Annotated in this window: 18 protein-coding genes; 15 read left to right on the forward strand and 3 right to left on the reverse strand. The window is 35.2% G+C overall.

What is annotated here, in order from left to right; all coding sequences use genetic code 11:
* The first annotated feature begins 5 nt into the window (after nucleotides 1-5).
* The 9 genes from I7804_RS05260 to I7804_RS05300 all read left to right on the forward strand — a co-directional run bounded on the left by I7804_RS05260 (nucleotide 6) and on the right by I7804_RS05300 (nucleotide 11,296).
* The gene (locus I7804_RS05260; protein WP_248405305.1) at nucleotides 6-971 is read left to right on the forward strand and encodes a glycosyltransferase; all 966 of its coding nucleotides are present in this window, start codon (nucleotides 6-8) and stop codon (nucleotides 969-971) included.
* Nucleotides 937-2,469, forward strand: coding sequence for a hypothetical protein (locus I7804_RS05265; protein WP_248405307.1), 1,533 nt, complete (start codon nucleotides 937-939; stop codon nucleotides 2,467-2,469). Before I7804_RS05260 ends, I7804_RS05265 begins: the two co-directional genes overlap by 35 nt.
* Nucleotides 2,442-2,948, forward strand: coding sequence for a hypothetical protein (locus I7804_RS05270; RefSeq protein ID WP_248405308.1), 507 nt, complete (start codon nucleotides 2,442-2,444; stop codon nucleotides 2,946-2,948). Before I7804_RS05265 ends, I7804_RS05270 begins: the two co-directional genes overlap by 28 nt.
* On the forward strand, nucleotides 2,864-4,018 hold the full coding sequence (locus I7804_RS05275) for a DUF2142 domain-containing protein (protein WP_248405310.1): 1,155 nt from the start codon (nucleotides 2,864-2,866) through the stop codon (nucleotides 4,016-4,018). Before I7804_RS05270 ends, I7804_RS05275 begins: the two co-directional genes overlap by 85 nt.
* 7 nt (nucleotides 4,019-4,025) lie before the next feature.
* A complete protein-coding gene (locus tag I7804_RS05280) occupies nucleotides 4,026-5,645 on the forward strand; it encodes a hypothetical protein (protein WP_248405311.1) in 1,620 nt (539 codons plus the stop codon).
* 22 nt (nucleotides 5,646-5,667) lie between these two features.
* Nucleotides 5,668-7,611 (forward strand): hypothetical protein, encoded by a 1,944-nt coding sequence (locus tag I7804_RS05285; protein WP_248405313.1) that lies wholly within the window; start codon nucleotides 5,668-5,670, stop codon nucleotides 7,609-7,611.
* 217 nt (nucleotides 7,612-7,828) lie between these two features.
* Nucleotides 7,829-9,628, forward strand: a complete 1,800-nt coding sequence (locus I7804_RS05290) for an ArnT family glycosyltransferase (RefSeq protein ID WP_248405314.1) — start codon at nucleotides 7,829-7,831, stop codon at nucleotides 9,626-9,628.
* A 10-nt stretch (nucleotides 9,629-9,638) separates the two neighbouring features.
* Nucleotides 9,639-10,010 (forward strand): DUF2304 domain-containing protein, encoded by a 372-nt coding sequence (locus tag I7804_RS05295; RefSeq protein WP_248405315.1) that lies wholly within the window; start codon nucleotides 9,639-9,641, stop codon nucleotides 10,008-10,010.
* Between the two features lie 17 nt (nucleotides 10,011-10,027).
* Nucleotides 10,028-11,296, forward strand: a complete 1,269-nt coding sequence (locus I7804_RS05300) for an oligosaccharide flippase family protein (protein WP_248405316.1) — start codon at nucleotides 10,028-10,030, stop codon at nucleotides 11,294-11,296.
* A gap of 61 nt (nucleotides 11,297-11,357) precedes the next feature.
* Here the strand turns inward: I7804_RS05300 and I7804_RS18925 are convergent, their stop codons facing one another.
* From I7804_RS18925 to I7804_RS05315, 3 genes are read right to left on the reverse strand one after another with little or no spacing between them, the layout of a single operon-like run.
* The gene (locus I7804_RS18925; protein ID WP_282570485.1) at nucleotides 11,358-11,885 is read right to left on the reverse strand and encodes a DapH/DapD/GlmU-related protein; all 528 of its coding nucleotides are present in this window, start codon (nucleotides 11,883-11,885) and stop codon (nucleotides 11,358-11,360) included.
* A 21-nt stretch (nucleotides 11,886-11,906) separates the two neighbouring features.
* The gene (locus tag I7804_RS05310; RefSeq protein WP_248405317.1) at nucleotides 11,907-12,950 is read right to left on the reverse strand and encodes a glycosyltransferase family 2 protein; all 1,044 of its coding nucleotides are present in this window, start codon (nucleotides 12,948-12,950) and stop codon (nucleotides 11,907-11,909) included.
* 8 nt (nucleotides 12,951-12,958) lie between these two features.
* Entirely contained in the window at nucleotides 12,959-14,176 is a 1,218-nt protein-coding gene (locus tag I7804_RS05315; protein WP_248405318.1) for a glycosyltransferase, read from the reverse strand.
* Nucleotides 14,177-14,251: 75 nt separating this feature from the next.
* On the opposite strand from I7804_RS05315, the gene I7804_RS05320 reads away from it, so the two are divergent.
* Genes I7804_RS05320 through I7804_RS05345 form a run of 6 tightly spaced genes read left to right on the forward strand, consistent with a single transcriptional unit; the run spans nucleotide 14,252 to nucleotide 22,444 of the window.
* Entirely contained in the window at nucleotides 14,252-14,959 is a 708-nt protein-coding gene (locus I7804_RS05320) for a glycosyltransferase family 2 protein (RefSeq protein ID WP_248405319.1), read from the forward strand.
* A gap of 53 nt (nucleotides 14,960-15,012) precedes the next feature.
* Nucleotides 15,013-16,806, forward strand: coding sequence for a hypothetical protein (locus tag I7804_RS05325; RefSeq protein ID WP_248405320.1), 1,794 nt, complete (start codon nucleotides 15,013-15,015; stop codon nucleotides 16,804-16,806).
* A 52-nt stretch (nucleotides 16,807-16,858) separates the two neighbouring features.
* Nucleotides 16,859-18,466, forward strand: a complete 1,608-nt coding sequence (locus tag I7804_RS05330; protein ID WP_248405321.1) for a glucosyltransferase domain-containing protein — start codon at nucleotides 16,859-16,861, stop codon at nucleotides 18,464-18,466.
* A gap of 6 nt (nucleotides 18,467-18,472) precedes the next feature.
* Nucleotides 18,473-20,185 carry a glycosyltransferase family 39 protein gene (locus tag I7804_RS05335; protein WP_248405322.1) on the forward strand — a complete coding sequence of 571 codons (1,713 nt, stop codon included), beginning with the start codon at nucleotides 18,473-18,475 and terminating at the stop codon, nucleotides 20,183-20,185.
* Nucleotide 20,186: 1 nt separating this feature from the next.
* Nucleotides 20,187-21,416 (forward strand): glycosyltransferase, encoded by a 1,230-nt coding sequence (locus I7804_RS05340; RefSeq protein ID WP_248405323.1) that lies wholly within the window; start codon nucleotides 20,187-20,189, stop codon nucleotides 21,414-21,416.
* 29 nt (nucleotides 21,417-21,445) lie between these two features.
* Nucleotides 21,446-22,444, forward strand: a complete 999-nt coding sequence (locus I7804_RS05345) for a hypothetical protein (protein WP_248405324.1) — start codon at nucleotides 21,446-21,448, stop codon at nucleotides 22,442-22,444.
* Nucleotides 22,445-22,482 lie beyond the last annotated feature (38 nt).

The raw sequence follows: 22,482 nt of genomic DNA on the forward strand, positions 1-22,482 counted from the left end.
AACAGATGAAAAAAATTAGTGTAGTGGTTCCTTGTTATAATGAGGAAAACAGTATAGAACGACTCTATACTGTAATATCAGAAATGTTTAAAAAGGAACTTAAAGCATACGATTATGAATTGATACTTGCAGATGATTTTTCTAAAGACAGAACCAGAGAGATCATTGCAAGGATCTGTAGTGAAGACAAGCATGTTAAAGCGGTATTTAATATGGCAAATTTTGGCTTTTCACGAAATGTGTTCTCAGCACTTCAGGAAATGACAGGAGATGCCGCTTTTCTTGTGTTTGGAGATATGCAGGATCCGCCTCAGCTTCTGCCGGAATTTGTAAAAAAGTGGGAAGAGGGTAAAAAAGTCGTAATAGGTCAGAAAATTGCAAGTAAGGAAAATGCAATAATGACATTTATGAGAAAGAGATATTACGGGCTAATTAGAAAACTCTCGGATAAACCGCAGATTGAAGAATTTAATGGATATGGCTTGTATGATAAAAAGTTTATAGATATTATGAGGGACATTGATGATGTTCAGCCTTATTTAAAGACTGTTGTATCTGAATATGCTTCTGATTATGGTGTCGTATATTACACTCATCAGAGATCAGTAAGAGGTAAATCCAATTTCAATTTCTATCGTAATTATGATTTTGCGATGGAGGGAATAACATCATCCACTAAAAAACTTCTAAGAATAGCGACATTCTTGGGGGCTGGTCTGGGAGTGTTTAGTGTTATATATTCTATTTATGTTTTTATAATGAAAATAGTATCACCTGAAATGTTCCCTGAGGGAACAGCATCTATCATGATTGGCGTATATCTGATCGGTTCAGCTCAGCTTTTCTTTATTGGAATCTTAGGAGAGTATATGCTTAGCGTTAATGTACGTACCATGAAGAAACCAAGAGTTGTTGTTGATCGAAAAATAAACTTTGATGATAAAGAAGACAATAGCGATAATGAAAAGTAGCATGAAGCGTGCATTAAAAACTCATTATATAAGAATTATATTAACGATATCTCTGATTGTGATCATGGGATTTATTTGGCGTACAGAATTTAAGAATCTGCATACAGGCTACAATGAATTACTAATTGAGGCTGGAAATCTTGAGAGTGTTTTTATACCGGATTTTGATCAGATTGATTATATAGTTATATGTGCAGAGAATAACAAAACTGATGAAACAGATATTAAACATATAAATATTGAGATCAGAATTTATGATGAAGCTCGTGCAAATCTTTTATATGAATTACATGCATATGATCAGTCTATACATATAAATGGATTTACTAGTACAGAGAGTACCTTTTTTGAAGGTTTACCTATAGCATTGGGAGTAGGCCAGAATTATTGTTTTGAATATACTGCAACAGACGCTGAAGGTACTATAATCTCGGAAGAATTATCTTTTTTGTTGTATGGAGAAAAAAAATCTTCAAACCGTTTAAGTGCGTTGCTGGTATTGGTAGTAACACTTTCTTTGGTGTATCTTATATGGAATGTAAATCTTTCTTATAAAGTCTTTGCAATGATCTGGACTTTGTTGATGTTGATCAGCCTTTTCTTTATGCCCGTTACATTATCCTGTGATTTGAATGAAAAAGCGTTTTTTGCTGATTGTTATAAACAGTCTAATGAATTGCTTGGGTTTGAAACGTCAGATTCTGAAAATAATACATACATCAAAGAATTTGGAATCAGAAACATGGGATTTGTATCATATTCAGTTCCAGTATATAGATTCTGGATGGATACAAAATATGGTAATAGAGTTTCAGATAATAAGACCAGTAATCTCTTTGAAAATCACCAAAATACATTTTATATACTTCAAGTACCTGCAGTTATCATTGTAAGTGTAGCAAGAATGATGAGAGTATCTTATCGTCTTATATTGCTTTCTGGCTGGATCATCAATGCTTTTATTGCTGCATTGATAGCTTTTGTAGCTTTAAAAATGGTTAAGGACGATAGCATTAGAACATTATTTTCTATAGTATTATTGCTGCCATCAACTATGTCCAATTTTTATTCATATTCTCGCAAGGGAATAGTATTAGCTCTTTGCATGCTTCTGATATCCGTAATAACAAATTGGACAAAAAACAATGAAAAAGTAAATACAAAGTGTATTAGTGCTGTAGGTGCAATTGCATTCGGTGTTTTAGCTACTGCAATTAATATGGATCATAGTCTGATGATTGATAAGGGCTCATCAGCTGTATTATCAGTTATTGGCAGATTTGATGATCTTGTTTATTCATCTGTGATCAATTATGTATTCTATAATGAATATTTTATTATTCCTGTATACTTGTTTTTGCTTTTGATCATATACGGAATAATTGTGGCAACTAGAAAACCAAATGCTGATGGTGACAGCAAATGTAATTACTACATTTTGACAAGTTGCTCCGTATTAGCAATAACAATATGGATGCATCATTTGATGAGGTTATGATTAAGAATAGAATAGTTAGAAATATAATATTTATAATAGCCGGATTAGTAGTATGTTTTGGGATATCGTTTGCCTATGCCCTGTATCAGGCAAGCTTTATTATTGATCCATTTTTGATAAGTCATAGTAGATGGTATATTTTTTATACATTTATTGTGGCTGTTTTGGCATGCATGGCAGGAGTAATAGGATATAATGCCATTTGCCGTGGTAAGTATATATTATCCCAAGGGATGACATATGTAATCATAATGCTTGTATTGGGCATGCTTTATACAATGGTTATGGTTCCTTTGAGTGTACCGGATGAACCAACGCATTATAATAATGCTCTGGTTGTATCTAATAAGATTATTACTTTTTTGGGGGAGATGGAACACCTTCACAAAGAGAAATGTCGCTTAAGTGTTTTGGCGATGGAAGCTATATTTATGACTTTTGGAATGGGATTAAGTATGATGATAACCCGCTTGGATTAACAGGTATTTGGAAGAGTGAACAGATGCCGTTGTATCCATATTCAATTTCAGGAATTGCAATTGCGCTACTTAAGTTGATAGGAGCACCTTATCAGGTTTTTGTAGTGATTGGGAGAATGATCAATTTATTGCTGTTTTCCTTAATAACTCTATTGTGCATAAAAATCTGTCCTGGAATTAAGACAACCATCTTGACTTTTTCTTTTGTTCCGGCTGTTGTTTGGATGGAAACATCTTTTTCATATGATAGCTTGAATCTGGCGATGGCTAATCTTTTTATATGTTACTGCATAAGATGTCGTGATAAGCAAAAGGTCACTATAAAAGATTTGATAATAATCATGGCTATCATGATTGTATTTGCGCCAATTAAATATATTTACATAGTTATGGCTTTGTTTGTTTTTGTGATTCCATTATCACACATTCAGATTAAAAACAAAAAACGGATAGCGCTAATAGGTGGAGTGGCGCTGTTAATAATGATATTGATATTGGCTAAGTTAAGAGGAAGCGAGATATTATATTTACTTGGTAGTGGAGCTGATGGACGATTTGCTGGTACAAGCGATACCACATATACGCTGGCCTATGTGATAAGACATCCGTTTACTATAATACTGGTATTTTTTAAGACTATAATTGAGAAAAGTGAGTTTTATTTTCTGAGAAGTTTAAGTGGAGAAAATTATACTAACTTTGTTCCTCATACGCTTGTCATAATACTTGCAATAATCGTTGTTCGTATATTAATTGGTGCTCATGGTTTTAATGAAGTTAGTAAGAGAGACAGAGTTGTGGCATGGATGACGTTTACTGTAATGTCCATTGTGATATTTACATCTTTCCTGTTTTTATATTCTGTAATTCCATCGGAGAATGGAATGATAGGAATAGTAGATGGAGTCCAGGGAAGGTATTTTCTTCCTCTATTCTTAATACTTCCGTTGATGCTGTCCATAAAGAAATTTAAATTAGAAGAGCATCAAAAAAAGAATTATTTATTTGGATTATTGATCGTAAATATCGTTATAACATTATTTAAATACTCGGGAGCGCTTATTAGCTGAGATGAAGATGAAAATAATAAATAGTAAGATCAAAAAAATAAATATATTATGGATAATTGCTCTGCTTGAGATTTTTTATCTGGCATTATATATATTCGCAGATGGTAAAAATCTGTTGGATTCTGATCTTTCGGGTGAGATGGTACTTGCCAGTATTTTAAACAGGGACAAGGAATTGGTTTTAGCCAAAAACTGGTTTTATACAACAGAACTTCGTGTTCTTAATATGCAGTTGTATTATAGAGTTTTTCTGCTGTTATTCCCAACACACTGGAGAATAGTCAGAATGTGTTCAGTTGTTGCTATGCATCTTACACTGGTTGGAAGCATTTATTATCTTGCTCGTAAAGCCGAGATTAAAGATGCGGGTGCTGTAACCGCAGTATTATGCCTCTGTCCATTTGGAGGTGAATATAACTGGATTATAACCATAGGCTGCTGTTACACGATACCTGTTGCAATAGCATTCTTTGTTCCAGCACTGATAGAGGATATCTCTGAAAGAGATAAGCTCAGATTGAAGTCCAAAGATACTTGCCTGTTTTTGATATTGCTGATTCTTTCTGTTACTGGTGGCATGGCTGGTATCAGACATCTCATGATCTGTTCTGCCCCGGTATTTCTTGCGTATATGTTTTTGCTTATCAGACAATATATGCGAGGAGAAAGAATTTCTATTGTAGGTAGAAGCATAAAGAGAGTTGTTTTGGCTTTGCTGATGCTGATCATTTCATTTATAGGCTACATCTTCAATGTTAAAGTTCTTTCAAATTACTATACTTTCCAGAATATATCAGGAACATGGCTTTCTGATTTTGACTTGTCACATATTCTTAGCAGATTTGGAGAGCTGTGTGGCGTTCTTGGATATAGACCGGGAGAGGCTTTTTCGATGGTAGGGATGCAGTCCGGATTAGCACTTATAATGTTCCTGATCCTTTGCATTTCATTCATCTATTTTCTTGTTAATATGAGCAAATATAACGATAGCGAATTTCTTCTGGTATCATATTCTGGATTATCACTGCTTATAGGTGTTGTATCTATATCACTTACAGATTGGAGCGATCCAAGATATGCAATCCCGGGGCTTATGCTGTCTTTTATGGCAATTGGCATATTTGTGACTAAAATTGTTGCTTGTAGAGAGGATGAAGATTATATCGTTTCCTTAAGAAAGCAAAGGATAAAATCTATATGTAGTGTAGTTCTTATCATGATAGTAGGGCTATATTGCATTAAACCTAATATGGTTTTTTATAAATCACAAAACACTAAAAACCTGAGAGAGGCAGTAAGCTTCCTGCTTGAAAATGGTTATACTAAAGGATATGCATCTCTGTTTAATGGGGCTACGCAAGTAGAACTTAGTAATGGCCAGCTGGAAGTATGGGTTATGAATTATGTGGAAGAGCAGGAGGAAGATGGCCTTCAGATTCTTGAATTTTCACAGGACAAAAGGCATTCAATGAACATGCCTGAGGGACAGATATACGTTCTTCTGGACACAGAAGAAAATGCCCTGAATCCGCCATATGCACTAGCCGATCATCTTGTTTATGACAGTACTGGCTTTTTGATATATGAATATGATTCTGCCGACGAATTATATGCTACATTCGACTAAGAAAGAGAGAGAGGTTACTATTATGGGAGTTATTAAGATGTTGTGTATGTGCATATTATGTGGGGGAACAACATCTTTAGTTACCCAAAAAAAATTTGGCTATTCGCTTCCGCTCACATTTATGTCAATGGCATTAATAATGGAACTTGTAGCTCTTTTGTTTGGAAGAATCTCACCGTCTTATATAATAATAGCACTCTGGGCTTTTGTCTTTCCGATACTTGCCTGCTATAGGATATTAAAAAATAAAGAATGGAAAGAAGTAAGGAGCATAGTAGTCACTCCAGCCTTATTTGCAACGATCATATTTATTTTGGTAATAGCAGTATTTGATAGCGGAGCTATGTATTCTGTATGGGATGAATACAGTCATTGGGGGCCTATGGTTAAAGTGATGTGGGATAGCGATAAGCTATACTGCTTATCGGAAGCACAATTTGCACATCATGATTATCCTCCGGTTGTTTCGCTATTTGAATTACTGATATGTAGATTAGTTGGTGGATATTATGAAGCATATGTATACAGAGCACTTCATTTACTGTCATTTTCTCTGCTCCTACCAATAATTGAAGAATTATGCACTATATTTGAATTTAAGTCCTCTGAAGAGTTAAAAGCATCAACGATAAAAACACGAAGAATACTAGATAATAACATTGCATTGATAATTGCACTAATTGTATTTCTCAGTATTTTTATATCGATAATGCCAGATATATTTAATTGCGTATATACTGATGCATTATTGGGAATAGAAGGCGCTGTGATTATGTGGATGTTCTGGAAATATGACTTTAGTAAAACATCTACAGCGTCATTGGCGGTATATATTTCTTTTCTTCTCATGAGTAAGCAGATGGGACTTACCTTTTTTATCCTTAGCTTTATAGCTGGAGTTACATTATTTGTGTACTCTGCAGAGTTACCGATAAAGAAAAAGGCTATCAGTCTTGGCGTAATATATGTAATTCCGATTATTGTATATGAGATATATCACATATACACATCATCTTTGAATCTTGCGCATGTACAGTTTGCTACAAACTCATTATCTGTAAATCTGATCAATTTTATACTTGGAAGGAACGTTCAAGAACATCAGACCTGGGTTGTAGGAGCTATGACCCATTATGTAATTGCAGAACCTGTTACGTGGATTGGAATTCCATACATAGGTTGGTTTGGAGTATTTGTAATTGGTGGATTCGCAGCTGTAAAGATATTAGCTAAGAGTGGTGCTGAGCGTAGGACTGTAGTTAGTGCTATGAGTGTATTAACTATCTGCGGATTTGGTTTCTTTCTATTTGCATTAGTTATGCTTGCTTTATATATAGCAGGCGGATTCACTGTTGGTGAAGTATATGGCCTTGCGTCAATATCAAGATATCTATGCACATATATTGTTGCAGCTTTCATTGTACTTTTGGGAATATTGATGTATTCAGTCTTTAATTTGGTAAAAGGCGGATCTGATTACTGGAAGCGTATTGCTATTAGTGAAGCAGTAGTCTTTGCTGCGATAGTACTTCTGGTGTTTCAGATCAAAGCTCAACCGGATGTAAAGTTTGCACCCGCACAGGAAGATGACCTATTAAGATCTATAAGATATCAGGCTGAGCAGATAGAACAGGTAGTTGGCGGACAGGCCTCAATATACATAATATCCCAGGAAGATGATGGATATTACTATGGGAGACTTAACTATTATCTGCTTCCAAACACAACAGACTGGAAGTCTGTGAGATCGTCAGAAGATCAGCAATATTCAGGAGAAGTGCTGGATAGCCAGTCTCTTATAAATGCTTATATTAAAGGGTTCGATTATCTGTATCTATATAATGTGAATGATACATTTGTTGCAGATTTTGCTCCGCAGATGGGCCTTACAAATGTAGATAATGGTAGCTTATATAAGATCAATTATAATGATGATATGATAACATTTACACAAGTAGAGCTATAAAAGTATTGGGGATCCGAGGATGCTTATTATTGCAGGACTTTTTCTTAGTATTATATGTGCATATATATTGTTAGAGGATAGAAAAGGCAGTGTGGCAATAGCGTATGGGATTACGCTCATTGGAATCTGGGTATATTTAGTGACAGAAGTCTTATCCATGTTTAATGTTATGAATAGATCCTTTTGCATAGGAACATGGATTTTATATGATTGCTTTATGGCTGCTTTAGTAACCTGGATTCTGATTCGAAAGCATATACGACTTACCATGAGTGTCATAGGCGGATTATGTAAAGCTTCAAAAAGTGAACTGATGGGTGCCGTCGTACTTGGACTATATGCACTGTTCATTTTCAGCTTAGCAGTAAGGATAGTTCCATATAACTGGGATTCTTTATCATATCATTTGAGTAGGATCTGGTTTTGGGCACAGAATGAAAGCGTCACCCACTTTGCTACCATGGATACAAGAATGCTCGGAACTCCCGGATTTACGGAATTCATTGATTTGCACCTGTATCTGCTATATGTACAGAGTAATGATGCGGTATTAAATTTAACACAGTCTTTTTCTTACATACTGAATATAATATTTGTATATAGTATTGCCAGAAGGATTGGTGTTGATAATTTTGGAAGAATATATGCAGTACTGCTGTTTGCAGCGTCTCCGATAGTTTTTGCAGAAAGCTTGTCCACACAGACAGATGAATTTGCAGCATTATGGATTCTTGCTTTTTCAAGAGTGGTGTTGGAAATAGCTTATAGCGATGATGGATTATGTTTGGATAAAAAAGGAATTGGCAGACTGTTGGTACTTGCAATGTCACTTGCGCTTAGTATTCTCACAAAGCCAAGCGGCTTGTTTTGCGTAGCTGCATTATTTGTATGGTTGCTTTACATGTGCTTAAAGCGTAAGGATAATATACGACTTATTTTCACCTGGATTGCTCTTGTTACAGTTATAATGGTAGTAATTATCTTGCCTGAAGCTATAAGAAATATTGTGACCTATGGAGCTATGACAGATCCGTGGCAAGGGCCTGGGCAGCTGGTACTAACTATAGATTTAAGATATCAGTTTATCAATTTCTTTAAGAATATAGGATTTTTTCTTCCTGGTGTATTATGGCCATCATTCAATAATATATGGCAACATCTGGTTTATTACCTTGGGTATATATTGCATATTGATATTGATTCAAGTTTGATCAGTGAAGGTGGGAATTATCAGGATAATCTGCTAGGTAAGGTTGAGAACTACGAATACGATACGGCAACCAATTCAGTAATAACTATATTATTCCTTGGAATATTGCTTATTACTGTTATAAGATGCATCATCTACAGTGTTAGAAAGATTGTGAGAAGTGATAAGAAAGAATTAAGTTGTCCGATATCATTCGGATACAGCTCGGCTGCTTTTCTCGCTTTTATAATAACCTGTGCATTTGTAAAATCCGAAGTATTTGTATGCAGATATATGATAGCGTCATTTGGACTTCTAGCACCAGCAATCTGTTTGCAAATTCAAAAGCTTGGGAAGTATAAGAACAGGTTGTTTGAGGGATTGATATATGGCGCTTCAGGACTTCTTATATGTGCACAGTTGTTTAATATGATAATAGTCCATTTAGAACATAAGTATTCCGGAGATGATAGAGCAGAGGCTTATTATGAAGTAAATGGTGGAGAGTATGGATCGGTTTATGAACCATTAAGCAGATATCTTGAAGAGAATGCTCAGGAATATCATAGCATAGGTATAAAAATGGATTCTAATACGTACGTGTACCCAGTATTACGACTTCTTGAAGAGTATTCAGACACTGTATATTATATAGATGTGCCAAATTCATCATCAAAGTATTCAGATGATGAGTATCAACCGGACTGTATAATAGTAATTACTTATTCTGATATGGGAAATATGTACGATAAAGACTATAATTATAACGGATTAAGCTATGTTCAGGATGAACAATTATCCGGAAGATGCCGGGTCTTCGTAAGATAAGGGGGAACATATGTACTTCACAATTACATCAAGAATAGTAATCTTAATAGGAGTTATTATATTTTTTGGAATAATCATTAAATTGATTCAAAAAAATTCACTGGATCTTAAGTATACTCTATTGTGGTTTGCATCTGGGATTATAATACTGATAATAGATGCCTTTCCACAACTTTTTGAAGTGGTTATGTCTCTTCTTGGTATCCGTACATATATGTATGGTGTTATTATGCTGGGTATGGCTTTTCTGACAATGATACTTATGGCTATAACATCAATAGTATCCAAACAGAAACAACGTATTAAGACTCTGATCCAACAAAATGCGCTGCTTGAAAAGAGAATAAGAGATCTTGAACAGGGCGCATCTGAAAGTAGGTAGGAGGGTATATTAGGAAAGTGGTATTGAAAGAAAAAATACATAAGCTCTTTAATACAGGGCTGTTCCATATATTTGGTGCATCAGTATTCAATAATGTTATAGCATTTATCAGCTCCATAATCCTTGTTCGTGTGGTGTCTAAGGCGGATTATGGAGTATTTGCTTATGCTTGGAATATTTTTTCCATAGTTTTGCTTGCGTCCGGTTTTGGAACAGATGCAGGGGCACTGCAGCTGTTAAGCGAATCATTGAATGATAAGCAGAAGTTTAAAAGAATCTTTAGTGCTGCACTTAGATTTGGAAGTATCTTTAATTTGATTCTTTCATTTGTGATGCTTATTATGGGGGTGTTTATCCCTCTTCCGATTATGGAATCAGGCAGGCTTCTTGTTATGATGGTAATATTACCAGAATTTATTTATTGGTATACTATGCAGCAAATATATCTCAGATCATCTATGGAAAATGTAAAGTATTCCAGAACATCACTTATAAATACAGCACTTGTAGCTGCTCTTACGATAGTAGGAGCTTTGTTTTGGGCGGCTGAAGGTATGGTTATCGGAAGGTATATTGCCTATATTTCAAGTGTTGTGATAGGTATAAGTATATTTAGGGTTCCATTTATTAAATTGAGAGAAAAAGGGCTAGAGAAAGCAGTGTTTAAGGATCTGATCAAGATATCCGGAATAAGCATGCTTAATAACGGGTTATCGCAGCTGCTATACCTTATAGATGTATTTGTTATCGGAATTGTAATGACAGATGAGATTCAGGTAGCGACATATAAAGTAGCAACTCAGATTCCTACAGCATTATCATTTATTCCAGTTGCAATAGTTACGTATATTTATCCATATTTTGCAGCACATAGAGAAGATAGAAAGTGGTGTATCAGAAAGTATAGATTGACTTTATTAGCTGTAGGATCTTTGAACTTTGTAATATCGGCATCACTAATAATCCTAGCGCCGTGGTTGATAAGAACAATTTTTGGAGAACAGTATATGGATGCACTAGTACCATTCCGAATACTGTCTGCAAGCTATTTCTTCTCTGGAACATTCAGTGTTCTTACAGGAAGCTTACTTGTTACACAGAGGAAGTTATATTTTAATACTTTTGTTGCAGTACTTTCAGGTATTTTGAACATAGCAGCAGATTATGTACTTGTAGTCCTTTTTGAGATTAATGGTGCTGCTATGGCAACTATTTCTGTAGTGATAATTACGAGCATATTAAACGTATCATATTTTGTTGCAGTTTTAGTGAAAAAGAATAAATAAAAATCAGAGTAACAAACAAGAAAAAGACATTTCTTTGCTACTCTGAAGATTTCAAGAAACATTAGTCGATAAAACCGAAAGAACTTCCGAGTTTATCGGCTATATTTTTTTGCTTCTCCGGATCATTTGTAAGATTAAACACTGGTTGTGATTCCATCTTTTTTGCATTCTTATTGACAAAATCTTCGTAGGAACCGATGACTTTACATGGATTACCTGCTGCAACACTATTGTCCGGGATATCCCTGTTAACTACACTTCCGGCACCTATTACTACATTAGTTCCAATTGTAACACCTGGAAGGATTATAACACCGTAACCAATAAATACGTTATTACCTATTTTGACTTTAGCAATTTTCGTTTTGCCTAGAGGAATTTTAGTGCTGGCATCGTGAGAAAGTATGGATGCGTGCGTAAATGTAACATTATCACCAATCTCAACCAGGTATCTGAAACTGCCATCGATATAACTGGAGTCATAGTAAAAGTTTTTACCTATCTGCACACCACTTTTTCTGAGCAGATAGATATCGTAACTTTCTCCATATATTTTGGCGAAAAGATTTTTTACAAGATGCTTGAGCATATAACAGGAATTCCTTTCTGCTTAAGATTTGTTTTTTGTAGTCATTAAAAAGTGGTTTAATGAATTGATAAAGTAAATCCCTACAAACCAGTGGAATTTTAACATCAAATAGGTAATGCGATCTTTCAAACTGTTAGCCATCTTAAAAGGAAGGTTGTTAATCGCATAAATGAAGATTTCTTCCTCTGAAATTTTTTTCATTTCTGTGATCTTGCGATGCAATGATCCATTAAGTGGGATTATCCACTCTGTAGTAAATCCGTTAAACCATCTTAGAGATAAGATATTGGCTGAATTTGCAATGTTCAAATTTGATTCTGTTATTGTTATATCATTCCATAGTTTCCAAAAGACACATATTTGAGCACGGTAGTTTTCATAATTACCATGCATTGCAGAAAAATCGTTTTGTAAATAGTTGTACCAAATATCGGGTACAATAATAGCGCTGGTTACTTTTTTGAATACGATTCTGTTAAAAAGTTGATCCTCTGAGTATTTTAATCCATCTTGATAATAAGAGCCTTTGATAACGGATGTCTTATATATTCTTCCGCATGAACTTCCAAGAAGAAAATAGCTTCTTGGATTAAATTTATAGTAAGGGCCGATTCCGCCAAGAAGGGCATTTTCAAGTTCATATATGTTACTGCCATCCAGGGAAACTGCAGAATCAACAAAGGCTTGGCTATATTCTTTAGATACATCCTGAATAGAGCCGATTACTATATCATAATCACCGCTAGCTGCATATTCTGCAGCGTCAGGTAGAAAGTCAGGCATAATTGTATCATCAGAGTCTATGAATGCTATATAATCTCCGGATGCTTCGTTGATACCATGATTCCTCGCAGATGAAACACCTTTATTGGGCTGATATAGATATGTAGCGCTATACTTTTGTGAAAGATTGGAATAAATCTGAGAAAGATCAGACCTACTGCCATCATCGATAAGAATTAGCTCATAGTTTGAATATGGCTGATTTTTGATTGAATCAAGACACTTCACAAGGCTGCTTTGGGGAGTATTATAAATTGGTATGATAATACTGATTTTTGGCATTTTGTCATTCAATGGCCTGTTAACTCCTTAAATACTGAATCCCATATCAAAGCGACATTCTGAGGGTCAAGGCTTAAAGCCTTTTGGATAGCACTACAAGACATTCGAACTCGTTTTTCCTCATTAGAAGCAAGTTTCTTAAGCGCATCTGCGAATTTGACGTTATCAAAAGAAGGCACTATTAAGCCTTCGATATTGTCAGATACTAAAGGCTCCATTGCAGGTATATCAAAGGCTACAACCGGGAGCCCGGCTTCCAAAGCCTCAGTTACAGACATAGGAAAACCTTCCCATCTGGATGTCATGACATAAATAGATGCATTGAGTAAATACTTTTGGACATCTTTAACGTATCCGGTAACAGTGATACTCTTTGAAAGTCTAAGAGAATCGATCAAATTATCTAATTTGGGTTTAAGGCTACCGCCGCCAACGATCGTAAGACTCCATTCAGGGTAATCTTTATGGAAGTTTGCAAATGCCTTAACCAGATCAAAATATCCTTTTTCTGCTTCTATTCGGCCGCAGGTAACTATAGAATGGTTACTCATTGAAGCTTTCTGTGACATCGAGAAGCTTTTGGGGTTAGGAATGATCGTAGTATTGTTAAGCCCTATAGCTTTGAACTTGCGTTCAATGTCCTGATTTAGTAGAACGATCTTATCTAACTTGGTCGCATTTTCAACATATGTCTCAATTCTGTTTTTGAAAGCACCTGTTTTTCTGTCAAAATAACCCTCGAAAGAGCTATGTTCCCAACCAATGGTTTTGCAGGATATGTGATCCTTGATTTGGCCGAGTAACATCGTATTATTCCCAGATATGGCGATTACAATATCAAGATCAGAAGCATTTATTCTATCTATCCATTCCTTGATAAATGATTTAGGGTAATACAGTTTTTTGAGGAATTTGCGACACAGTGATGTATTAATAAAGCCTGTATAAAAATATAATACCTTAAGATATCTGGCACAGAATCCATCATTTGGCATATAAACACGCTCTATCCTGATCTTTGGAGATATAGGATAGTCGTTCTGTTCTTCGGGTTTAGGATTCCTTGTTTCAAAAGAATAAATTGTTACGTTATGATCCTTGACCCACTCGTTTGCCATTAAGGATACAACACGCTCTTCTCCGCCACAGGTTCTTAGCGAGTTTATAATTATTCCAATATTAGCCATAGGGATAGTTCTTGCTCCAATATTAATAATAACTGTCATTTTATCTGCTTTTCTATTATAATAGTTCATGGCACAAAAACCAATATTTATGTTGAAGACCTAAGAGATATATGTATGAAAAGTCTTATAATCGTTCCCGCATATAATGAAAGCGGCAATATAAAAGCTGTAATAGATAATATAAAAATCAAATGCCCATTTGCAGACTATATAGTAGTTAATGACTGCTCTACAGATGATACGAGAGACATTTTGGATTCTATAGGCGCATCTTATATATCAGCTCCGGTAAACCTTGGAATAGGCGGTGCTGTCCAGTCGGGATACCGCTATGCATCTGAAAATGAATATGATGTTGCCATACAGGTAGATGGTGATGGCCAGCATGACGTATCCTATATTAAGGAAATGATAGACATTCTTGAAAGCGATAAATGTGATATAGTGATAGGTTCAAGGTTTCTTGAAAAGAACGGATTTCAGTCATCTAAGCTTAGAAGAACAGGAATCAGATTCCTGGACTGGCTTATAAAAGTAACTTCCAGAGCTGTAGTTACAGATGCAACAAGTGGATTCAGGGCTGTCAATCGCCGCTTTATAGAATATTATGCCAAAGAATATCCTGATGACTACCCGGAACCGGAAGCCATTGTTATGGCAGCGCTTAATGGTGGAAGGATTAAGGAGTTACCGGTAGTTATGCGTGAAAGAGAAAATGGAGAGAGCTCTATTAACATGCGTAAATCCGTATATTATATGATTAAGGTTACTTTGGCTATCGTAATACGTAAGCTTTCGATTCGAAAAAATATTAAAAATTAAAAACTGTGGAAAATTAGAGAGCAGTAATTTTAAGGGATTATGGGAGATATAGAATGAATTGTAAAAAAAGCAGATTAGTTCTGATATTTATAATAGATGCGTTGATCATACTCTTGGGTTCGATATATATTAATCTTCCTGGTGTATATTTTGATTCTGCAATCACAGATTTTATTGCAAGTACAATTGTTAATCCACAGATTGATAATCAGACAGGAATGATGATGTCACATGTGGGAATCCCACTCATTGGTAATATATATTATGGAACACTGAGCATGTTTGCGCAGATCGCGGTTTTGCTATTTTTTCGCGGAACAGTATTTACCATTAGAATAGTTTATTTATTATATGTTATTATATGTGTTGATCTTATATTTTTAATAATATATCGGGCAGTAGGAAAATATTGGATTGGCATTTGCGGACTGGTATTATGTGGAACGAGTATTTCTATTTTGACATTAACAAGAACGCAGTATGACATTATGTTGCCTGGAGTATGTTTCTTTTTGCTCGCTATTTTATTCTTAGAAAAGATAATAACATCAAAGAACGATAACCATCTGGCGCTTGCTAAATTGTTTTATTTGATGGGATTATTTCTTGGAGTTTCTTTTTACGATTATTTTTGCTTTTTATTTTTTGTGCCTGTAATTGTGTTTTTGGCGATAAAACATAATGGGCATCATCTCGTGTATATGATTATATCTTCAATTTGGGGATTTTTGTGTGGCTGTAGTTTATATTTTTGCGGATTTGCAGACTCACTTATTACTAATGCTCTTGGAAATACCAGACTTGCCTTCATAGTACTTATGATGTTTTGCACTTTATTTTTCGCTGCTTTAGCAGTTCCGGCATGTTTTTTTCTGAGAAAGAAGGCTATCCCTTATTTAATCTGGAAGATTTATGTGATTTTGCTGGGATTGGTTTTTGTTGCTGCTATAGGTATAGCTGTTGTATGTTCACAAATATTGATAAGTAAGATCAGTAGCTTTAGCCTTGGCGGTGTAGAATCCAGGAAAACTGGTTCAAAAACAGCTTTTATTACGCACTTTTTCTTTCTTTTTTATTCGCTAGTCAGTGGACAGGCAGCTGAATTGCAGATTAATGGTGTATGTACGTCAGTATTTGGAAGGTTATACTTTTGGATTTTTCTTGTTATTACGATCGTACTTGTAATAATGATGATCATTAAAAGAGAGAGGAATAAAGACAGAGAATTTATACTATGGATGATGAGTTTTTACCTTTCATTTTATATCTGTTCCATTCCACTGATTTCCGGAATGCAGGAACAACATATGGTTCCGCTTTTGTTTCTGATGTTTCCTTATATTGTTATCAGTGTATGTTATTTGGCAAGGGAACTTAAAGATGTGAGATATTTTGCTGTCGGCATTTTATCTTCGGTCTTTGTGATAATGAACCTGATAGATACATATTCGTTCTATCATGAACTTAATATGACACGAGGAGTTGGGGCCTATTCTGAGGAACTTAATTTATTATTTGAAGAGGCGTATGGCAGATCTTTAAAAGAGAAAGATGTTTATTTTCTGGTTAATCCCGGAGTACTTCCTTCTTTTGTATACCTGACAGATAATAATATCAAGGTTGAGCTGTTATATGGCATTGATGGTGGTTTTGATACAGATAAAGTCTCATTAATAGATGAATACCTGTCTGATGGATATAATGTATTCTTGCTATCGGTCTATTATGACCTGGATGAGACAATTGATGATCTTAACAGGAATTATGATATTGTTGCTGAAGATAAAATAAACAGCTACGATTCCAGGGGGACTTTGGTGTATAGCACAGCTGAAATTAAAGAATGATCGATTACCAATGAGTTGATTATATGATTATGTTTTTGGATGGAGATAGCACATGACGGATTATATTAGTAACATATTAGACAACAGGAAATTGCGATTATCATTTATAGCTACTATAGTAGTTGCGATAATTGCATATACATTCAAATTCACAAATGCAGCGTATGGCTGGGATAATGTGGCGATTTCTTTAAACAAAGTGTATCCGAGCTTTGGCGGAGCAAAATGGCTCGGATGGTCAACTCCATTATTAACGATGTTACAATCTATACCGTGGCTTGACGGAGTTATTGGAACGCTCCTTATGTCAGTGACGGTTTATATACTCATATTGACATTTGATGTTGAAACGTTAGCCGGAATAATCGCTACAGCTGCTATTTGTCAGGTTTCACCTACGATAATAATGGTGAATACTTATGGTTATTCTTTGGCATTTTATCTTGCTTTGCTTTTTTCTGTTTTAGGAGCTTATTTGCTGGTATCTTCAAATAAGCTGTCAATTAAGCAGATAATGCTTGCTATCATATGTATAGCAGTTTCTGCAGGCTATTATGGGGCTTTTTTGACGACAACATTTACAGTTTTGTTTTTGAAAATCCTGATGGACATCTTTTATGGTAAGACATTTAAAGAGGTTTCAAGAACGTGTACTGCTTTTATAGGAATCCCTGTTATAGCAGTTGCGATTTTCTATTTGATTCTTAGAATTTTACTAGCAGTTTCTGGACAACAGTTACAGGCGTACGGTGGAGAGAATAATATATCGTCACTGGGAAGCATTATTTCATTTTTATCATTTAAGCGTATCGCTGATGTTTATGGTGCCTGCTTGTACTACTACATTTACAGATCTTTCACTCCGCATCTTTTGACGGTTATTATTTTTATATTATTTGCAGTTGCCATAATCGTTCTTTTGAAGCGTAAGGTATTAGTGATTCGGGATAGTGCCAAAAATGTAGCACTTGCCGTAGTGATCATATTATTGATGCCGGTTGCGATGGGATTTCTTGGGCTATTTACAACACAGATCCATGAACTTATGTATTTTGGGTATTCTATGCCCTATCTTACTGTTGTAGTGGTATGTGAGCTTTTGTATAAGACTTATAGATCAGATGATTCTAACGTAAAGTTTATCAAGAGTCTGGAGATAGTCATTTCATGCCTGCTTGTAGCTTATATTTATTTTGGAATAGTGCTTGCTAATACTGTTGCAATTAGAGCGAGCAGCTATATGCAATCTACGTATGCTTTATGCATCAGGGTTGTTGACAGAATTGAATGTACTGAAGGATTCACTGGAGAAGAGCAGGTATGCGTGATCTATTGTCCGTCTGAAGGAGATAGCTATATAGATTCTACAGGACTTACATCGATTCCAATTTTAGATGATCTTTGGAATGTTTCTGATTCAAGAGTAAATGGACTTAATGACTTTAATGTTCCTCTTTTTATCAGAAATATTATGGGGGTTCCAGTTGATGTAAAACAATATACGTCTCTTGACAGCTTTTATGAAGACTGCGACTTATCTGATCTGGAGGAAAGCCAGATTAGTGATATGGAGATGTTTCCGAATAATAGCTGCGTTCGAAAAGTTGGAAACAGGATAGTTGTAATGCTTAACCGAGGAATCGAAGAATTGGAGCAGTAAAAGGAGATGGAGAAAAAGACCAAAGCTTATATTGTAATTTTATACCTTATCGAAATTGTTATTGGAATTTTCTACGTCTCAAGATTCACGATACCCGTTCATTCTCATGTAGATGAGGAACTGTATTTGGCAATGGCTAAGTCCTTCCACTACGGTCACGGATTCATGCAATATGGCGATATACTTAATTACAAGGCGGTATTGTACTCGTGTGTTATTTCTGTAGCGTATTACTTTTATGATCCTGAATATATATTATTCTACGTAAGAATAATAAATGTGGTGATAATGGGTAGCGCTATATTTCCAGCGTATAAGTTGGCAGATAAAGTTATCACTGATAGAAATAAGGCCATAATGGCTACTCTCCTGATTTCGATAGTACCGGAGATGGCTATGACGGGATATATAATGCAGGAGATATTATACTATCCCCTGCTATTATGGGCTTTTTATCTTATGTATATGGATATAAGGACAGAAGGTGTGTCTCTTTATACAGTATTTACCCCTGTTCTTTATATGTTAGCCTTTTTTACCAAAACGGTTGGATTTATATTTCCACTATTATATGCAGGGTACTTGCTTATAAAGAGTTTATTAAGTAAAAAGGACTATTTAAAAATCCTGATCAATACGATGATCTGTGCGGTGATGTATCTGGCAGAATCAGGTCTGATTAATTTAATAAATGGCGGATCAGGGTCTAATCATTATTCGTCACAGGTTACTAACCTTTTTCCCATTACATTTGTTACAGTCAGGTGCCTGGTAGTGGGAGTGCTTTTTTATGCAGCGTGCACCTTCATCTCTATGGGGGTATTTGCTATTGCTGTTCCTGTCAGAAAGATTAGAGAGTATAAGGAAAGCGACAAAGAGTTTTGCCTATTATTGATTTGCTTTCTTATTGCAAGCATTGTAGAGATAATAGTACTTGTCGTATATACAGAGCATAGAGATTTCCTATATCCGGCGAAGTATTTATACAGATATGTTTTTCCTGTTTTTGCACCTTTGTTTATATTGATGATAGAAGGACTTGATCTTCCGGTAAATAATTTCAGTTCAAAAATCGGACTGGTTATAATTGTAAGAATTATTCTATTTTCATCTATAGTATTACTGATTTATTACCTTGTAGCCGGAACGGATATAGCAAGCGGAATTGTAGATGGTCTATTATTTACAACATTAACCAATGCTGTTAACCATGTATGGAGATATTCGGGAATAGCATTTGCTGCGATCTTATTGCTCTTATCGGTGGCTATGCTGTATCTTTGCAGAAAGACTAATGCAGAGGATTACAGATTCAACTTTAAAATGGTCATATCATTATATGCGATATACTTTATAGTGTTTGATATAATAAATTTCGTTCAACTGCCATATTATAGTAACGTAATATGTAATGGCAATCTAAACGAAAAACAGTTTATTGAGATTGCCAGGTGGCTTAATAGCAATGAACACGATACAGTTATATATGTATGCTCAGGACATGAGCCTGAGAATAGCCTTTGGGGCTATATAAGAGATGATTATAGTATCTATACATATGAAGAGTACATTTCTGAATGTGATAATAAAGAAATAGAAGATGAATCTGTAATTATTGTAGATAAGAATTCGGCGAAGAAATATGCTTTAGAATTTGAAGAAGAGTTATATTCTACTAATGACTATTGGATAATGCTTTATAGAAAGAATGGCCTGTGATATGAAGCTAATACAGATAAATACTGTGTGTAATACAAGTGTTGGACATATTATGGGTAATATCCAGAAGGCAGCTATTGAAGCTGGCTTTGAAACATTGTCAATTTATGGCCGCAGAAAAGGGTATAAGGATATTCCGTGCCTTAAAGTTGGTAATGGCTTTTCATTCTGGGCGCATGTAATCCTGACATCAGTAACGGATCTGCATGGACTTGGATCATATTATGTTACTAAGAAGATAATAAGAGTTTTAAAATATGAGAAGCCTGATATCATACACCTTCATAATATTCATGGGTACTATCTGAATTACAGATTACTGTTTGATTATCTTAAAAATTACTATCAGGGACAGATTGTTTGGACACTTCATGATTGCTGGGCATATACAGGTCACTGCGCATATTATACAGGAGCTGGATGCAACAGATGGATAGATGGATGCTATAGCTGCCCTGAAAAGGGAGAGTACCCTATAAGCCTGATGCTTGATGAATCTAAGTATAATTACAAAGCTAAGAGGAATTCATTTACAGGACTTAATAATCTGACACTAATCGTTCCTTCAAAATGGCTGGAAGTACAGGTGAAAAGATCTTTTTTGAAAGACTATCCTGTTAAAGTAGTCTCAAATGGAATAGATTTTGAGATTTTTCATCCTGTACAGCAAGTGGATATAAGAAAAAAATTTAATATTCCAGATAATAAAAAGATTCTGCTGGGAGTTGCATTATATTGGAATAAGAGAAAAGGCATGGATGACTTTATAAAACTTGCAAAAATTCTACCAGAGGTATATGTTATTGTTTTAGTCGGAGTAAGTGCTAGACAGAGGAAAGATCTTCCAGATAATATCATAGGGATAGATAGGACAGACAATCAAAGGGAACTTGCAGCATTATATACAGAAGCACATATTTTTGTTAATCCTTCTGTAGAAGAGACATTTTCAATGGTTACTGTTGAATCTATGGCTTGTGGTACTCCTGTTATAGTTCTGGATACAAGCGCGGTATGTGAACTAGTCAATGAGAAGTGCGGCGTGGTACTTCACAAAGAGACTGATATTCCAGTACCAGCTAATCTGTACATGGATGCTATAAATGAGATAGATTGCAGAATGCAGGCAGATGAGATTACTGCTGATACCGTAGTTTTGAATGCCTTAAAGTATGGTGTAAAAGATCAGACGGATAAGATTGTTGAGTTATATAAGAATATAACAACATAAAGATCACGTTGAGGGTTATTATTCAAGGGATGAATAGAGATAAACTTAAGTGGCTATTTTATGAAAAAAGGTTTGAACTTAGGAATAACAGAATAACTGATATAATCAGAAGACATATTATTATTCCGGTGTTTGGACACGAACTTCGTACATTTGTCTATGGAGGAAAGATTCTTCATGGCCCCGAATATGCCAATAAGAAGATCGCGGAACTGATAAATGGTGAAAAGCCGTTTATGGTATCGAGGTTTGGTAATACAGAAATAAATAACCTAGATTCATATATGCGAAAAACAATATGTGGATTATCAGAAGAATATAAGGACTTCGATAAAAAGTGGTGGGATAACTTATCCATCCAGGCGGGTTTCTTCCCAAAAGATGAATCTTTACATGAAAAGTTTGCAAAAGTATTATATTCTAGCGCTAAAGAAGTAGATGTTCTAGGTGTGTGGAACAGACGTATGGAAGACTATTACATTAGAACTGCTATGCCAGATGTTGAAATAACAGCGCTTAGATGGCTTGAACCCTGGTATAGTGATACTCCATGGACATGGGCACTTAAGGGGAAGAAAGTACTTGTAATACATCCATTTGAAGATTCTATTAAAGAGCAGTATCAGAAAAGAAAAGTTATTTTCCCTGAAAATGAATTATTACCTGAGTGTGAACTTGATGTACTAAAAGCTGTTCAAACATTGGGAGATAATAAAGACGACAGGTTTAATACCTGGTTTGATGCTCTTGAATACATGTATGATGAAGCGTTGAAAAGGGACTTTGATGTGGCAATAATTGGATGTGGGGCTTATGGTATGCCACTTGCTGCCATGCTTAAGAAGGCAGGTAAGAAGACTATACATATTGGAGGAGTCACTCAGTGTTTATTTGGAATTAAGGGCAGTAGATGGGTTAATAGCCCTCTTGATAAGAAAATTCCAATTAATGAAAAATGGATTTATCCAAAAGAAAATGAGACACCACATAATTCAACTGATGTTGAAAATGGATGTTATTGGAAATGAATAATAAGTATGGTGATCGCACGAATGAGGACAAAAGA

The organism is Butyrivibrio fibrisolvens, assembly GCF_023206215.1.
GTDB classification, from domain to species: Bacteria; Bacillota; Clostridia; order Lachnospirales; family Lachnospiraceae; genus Butyrivibrio; species Butyrivibrio fibrisolvens_C.

Excerpts from the sequence above, each read along its gene's own strand:
- I7804_RS05260 (WP_248405305.1), top strand. The coding sequence starts at position 6 with ATGAAAAAAATTAGTGTAGTGGTTCCTTGTTATAATGAGGAAAACAGT.
- I7804_RS05265 (WP_248405307.1), top strand. The coding sequence starts at position 937 with ATGATAAAGAAGACAATAGCGATAATGAAAAGTAGCATGAAGCGTGCA.
- I7804_RS05270 (WP_248405308.1), top strand. The coding sequence starts at position 2,442 with ATGGATGCATCATTTGATGAGGTTATGATTAAGAATAGAATAGTTAGA.
- I7804_RS05275 (WP_248405310.1), top strand. The coding sequence starts at position 2,864 with ATGTCGCTTAAGTGTTTTGGCGATGGAAGCTATATTTATGACTTTTGG.
- I7804_RS05280 (WP_248405311.1), top strand. The coding sequence starts at position 4,026 with ATGAAAATAATAAATAGTAAGATCAAAAAAATAAATATATTATGGATA.
- I7804_RS05285 (WP_248405313.1), top strand. The coding sequence starts at position 5,668 with ATGGGAGTTATTAAGATGTTGTGTATGTGCATATTATGTGGGGGAACA.
- I7804_RS05290 (WP_248405314.1), top strand. The coding sequence starts at position 7,829 with ATGGCTGCTTTAGTAACCTGGATTCTGATTCGAAAGCATATACGACTT.
- I7804_RS05295 (WP_248405315.1), top strand. The coding sequence starts at position 9,639 with ATGTACTTCACAATTACATCAAGAATAGTAATCTTAATAGGAGTTATT.
- I7804_RS18925 (WP_282570485.1), bottom strand. The coding sequence starts at position 11,885 with ATGCTCAAGCATCTTGTAAAAAATCTTTTCGCCAAAATATATGGAGAA.
- I7804_RS05310 (WP_248405317.1), bottom strand. The coding sequence starts at position 12,950 with ATGCCAAAAATCAGTATTATCATACCAATTTATAATACTCCCCAAAGC.
- I7804_RS05315 (WP_248405318.1), bottom strand. The coding sequence starts at position 14,176 with ATGACAGTTATTATTAATATTGGAGCAAGAACTATCCCTATGGCTAAT.
- I7804_RS05320 (WP_248405319.1), top strand. The coding sequence starts at position 14,252 with ATGAAAAGTCTTATAATCGTTCCCGCATATAATGAAAGCGGCAATATA.
- I7804_RS05325 (WP_248405320.1), top strand. The coding sequence starts at position 15,013 with ATGAATTGTAAAAAAAGCAGATTAGTTCTGATATTTATAATAGATGCG.
- I7804_RS05330 (WP_248405321.1), top strand. The coding sequence starts at position 16,859 with ATGACGGATTATATTAGTAACATATTAGACAACAGGAAATTGCGATTA.
- I7804_RS05335 (WP_248405322.1), top strand. The coding sequence starts at position 18,473 with ATGGAGAAAAAGACCAAAGCTTATATTGTAATTTTATACCTTATCGAA.
- I7804_RS05340 (WP_248405323.1), top strand. The coding sequence starts at position 20,187 with ATGAAGCTAATACAGATAAATACTGTGTGTAATACAAGTGTTGGACAT.
- I7804_RS05345 (WP_248405324.1), top strand. The coding sequence starts at position 21,446 with ATGAATAGAGATAAACTTAAGTGGCTATTTTATGAAAAAAGGTTTGAA.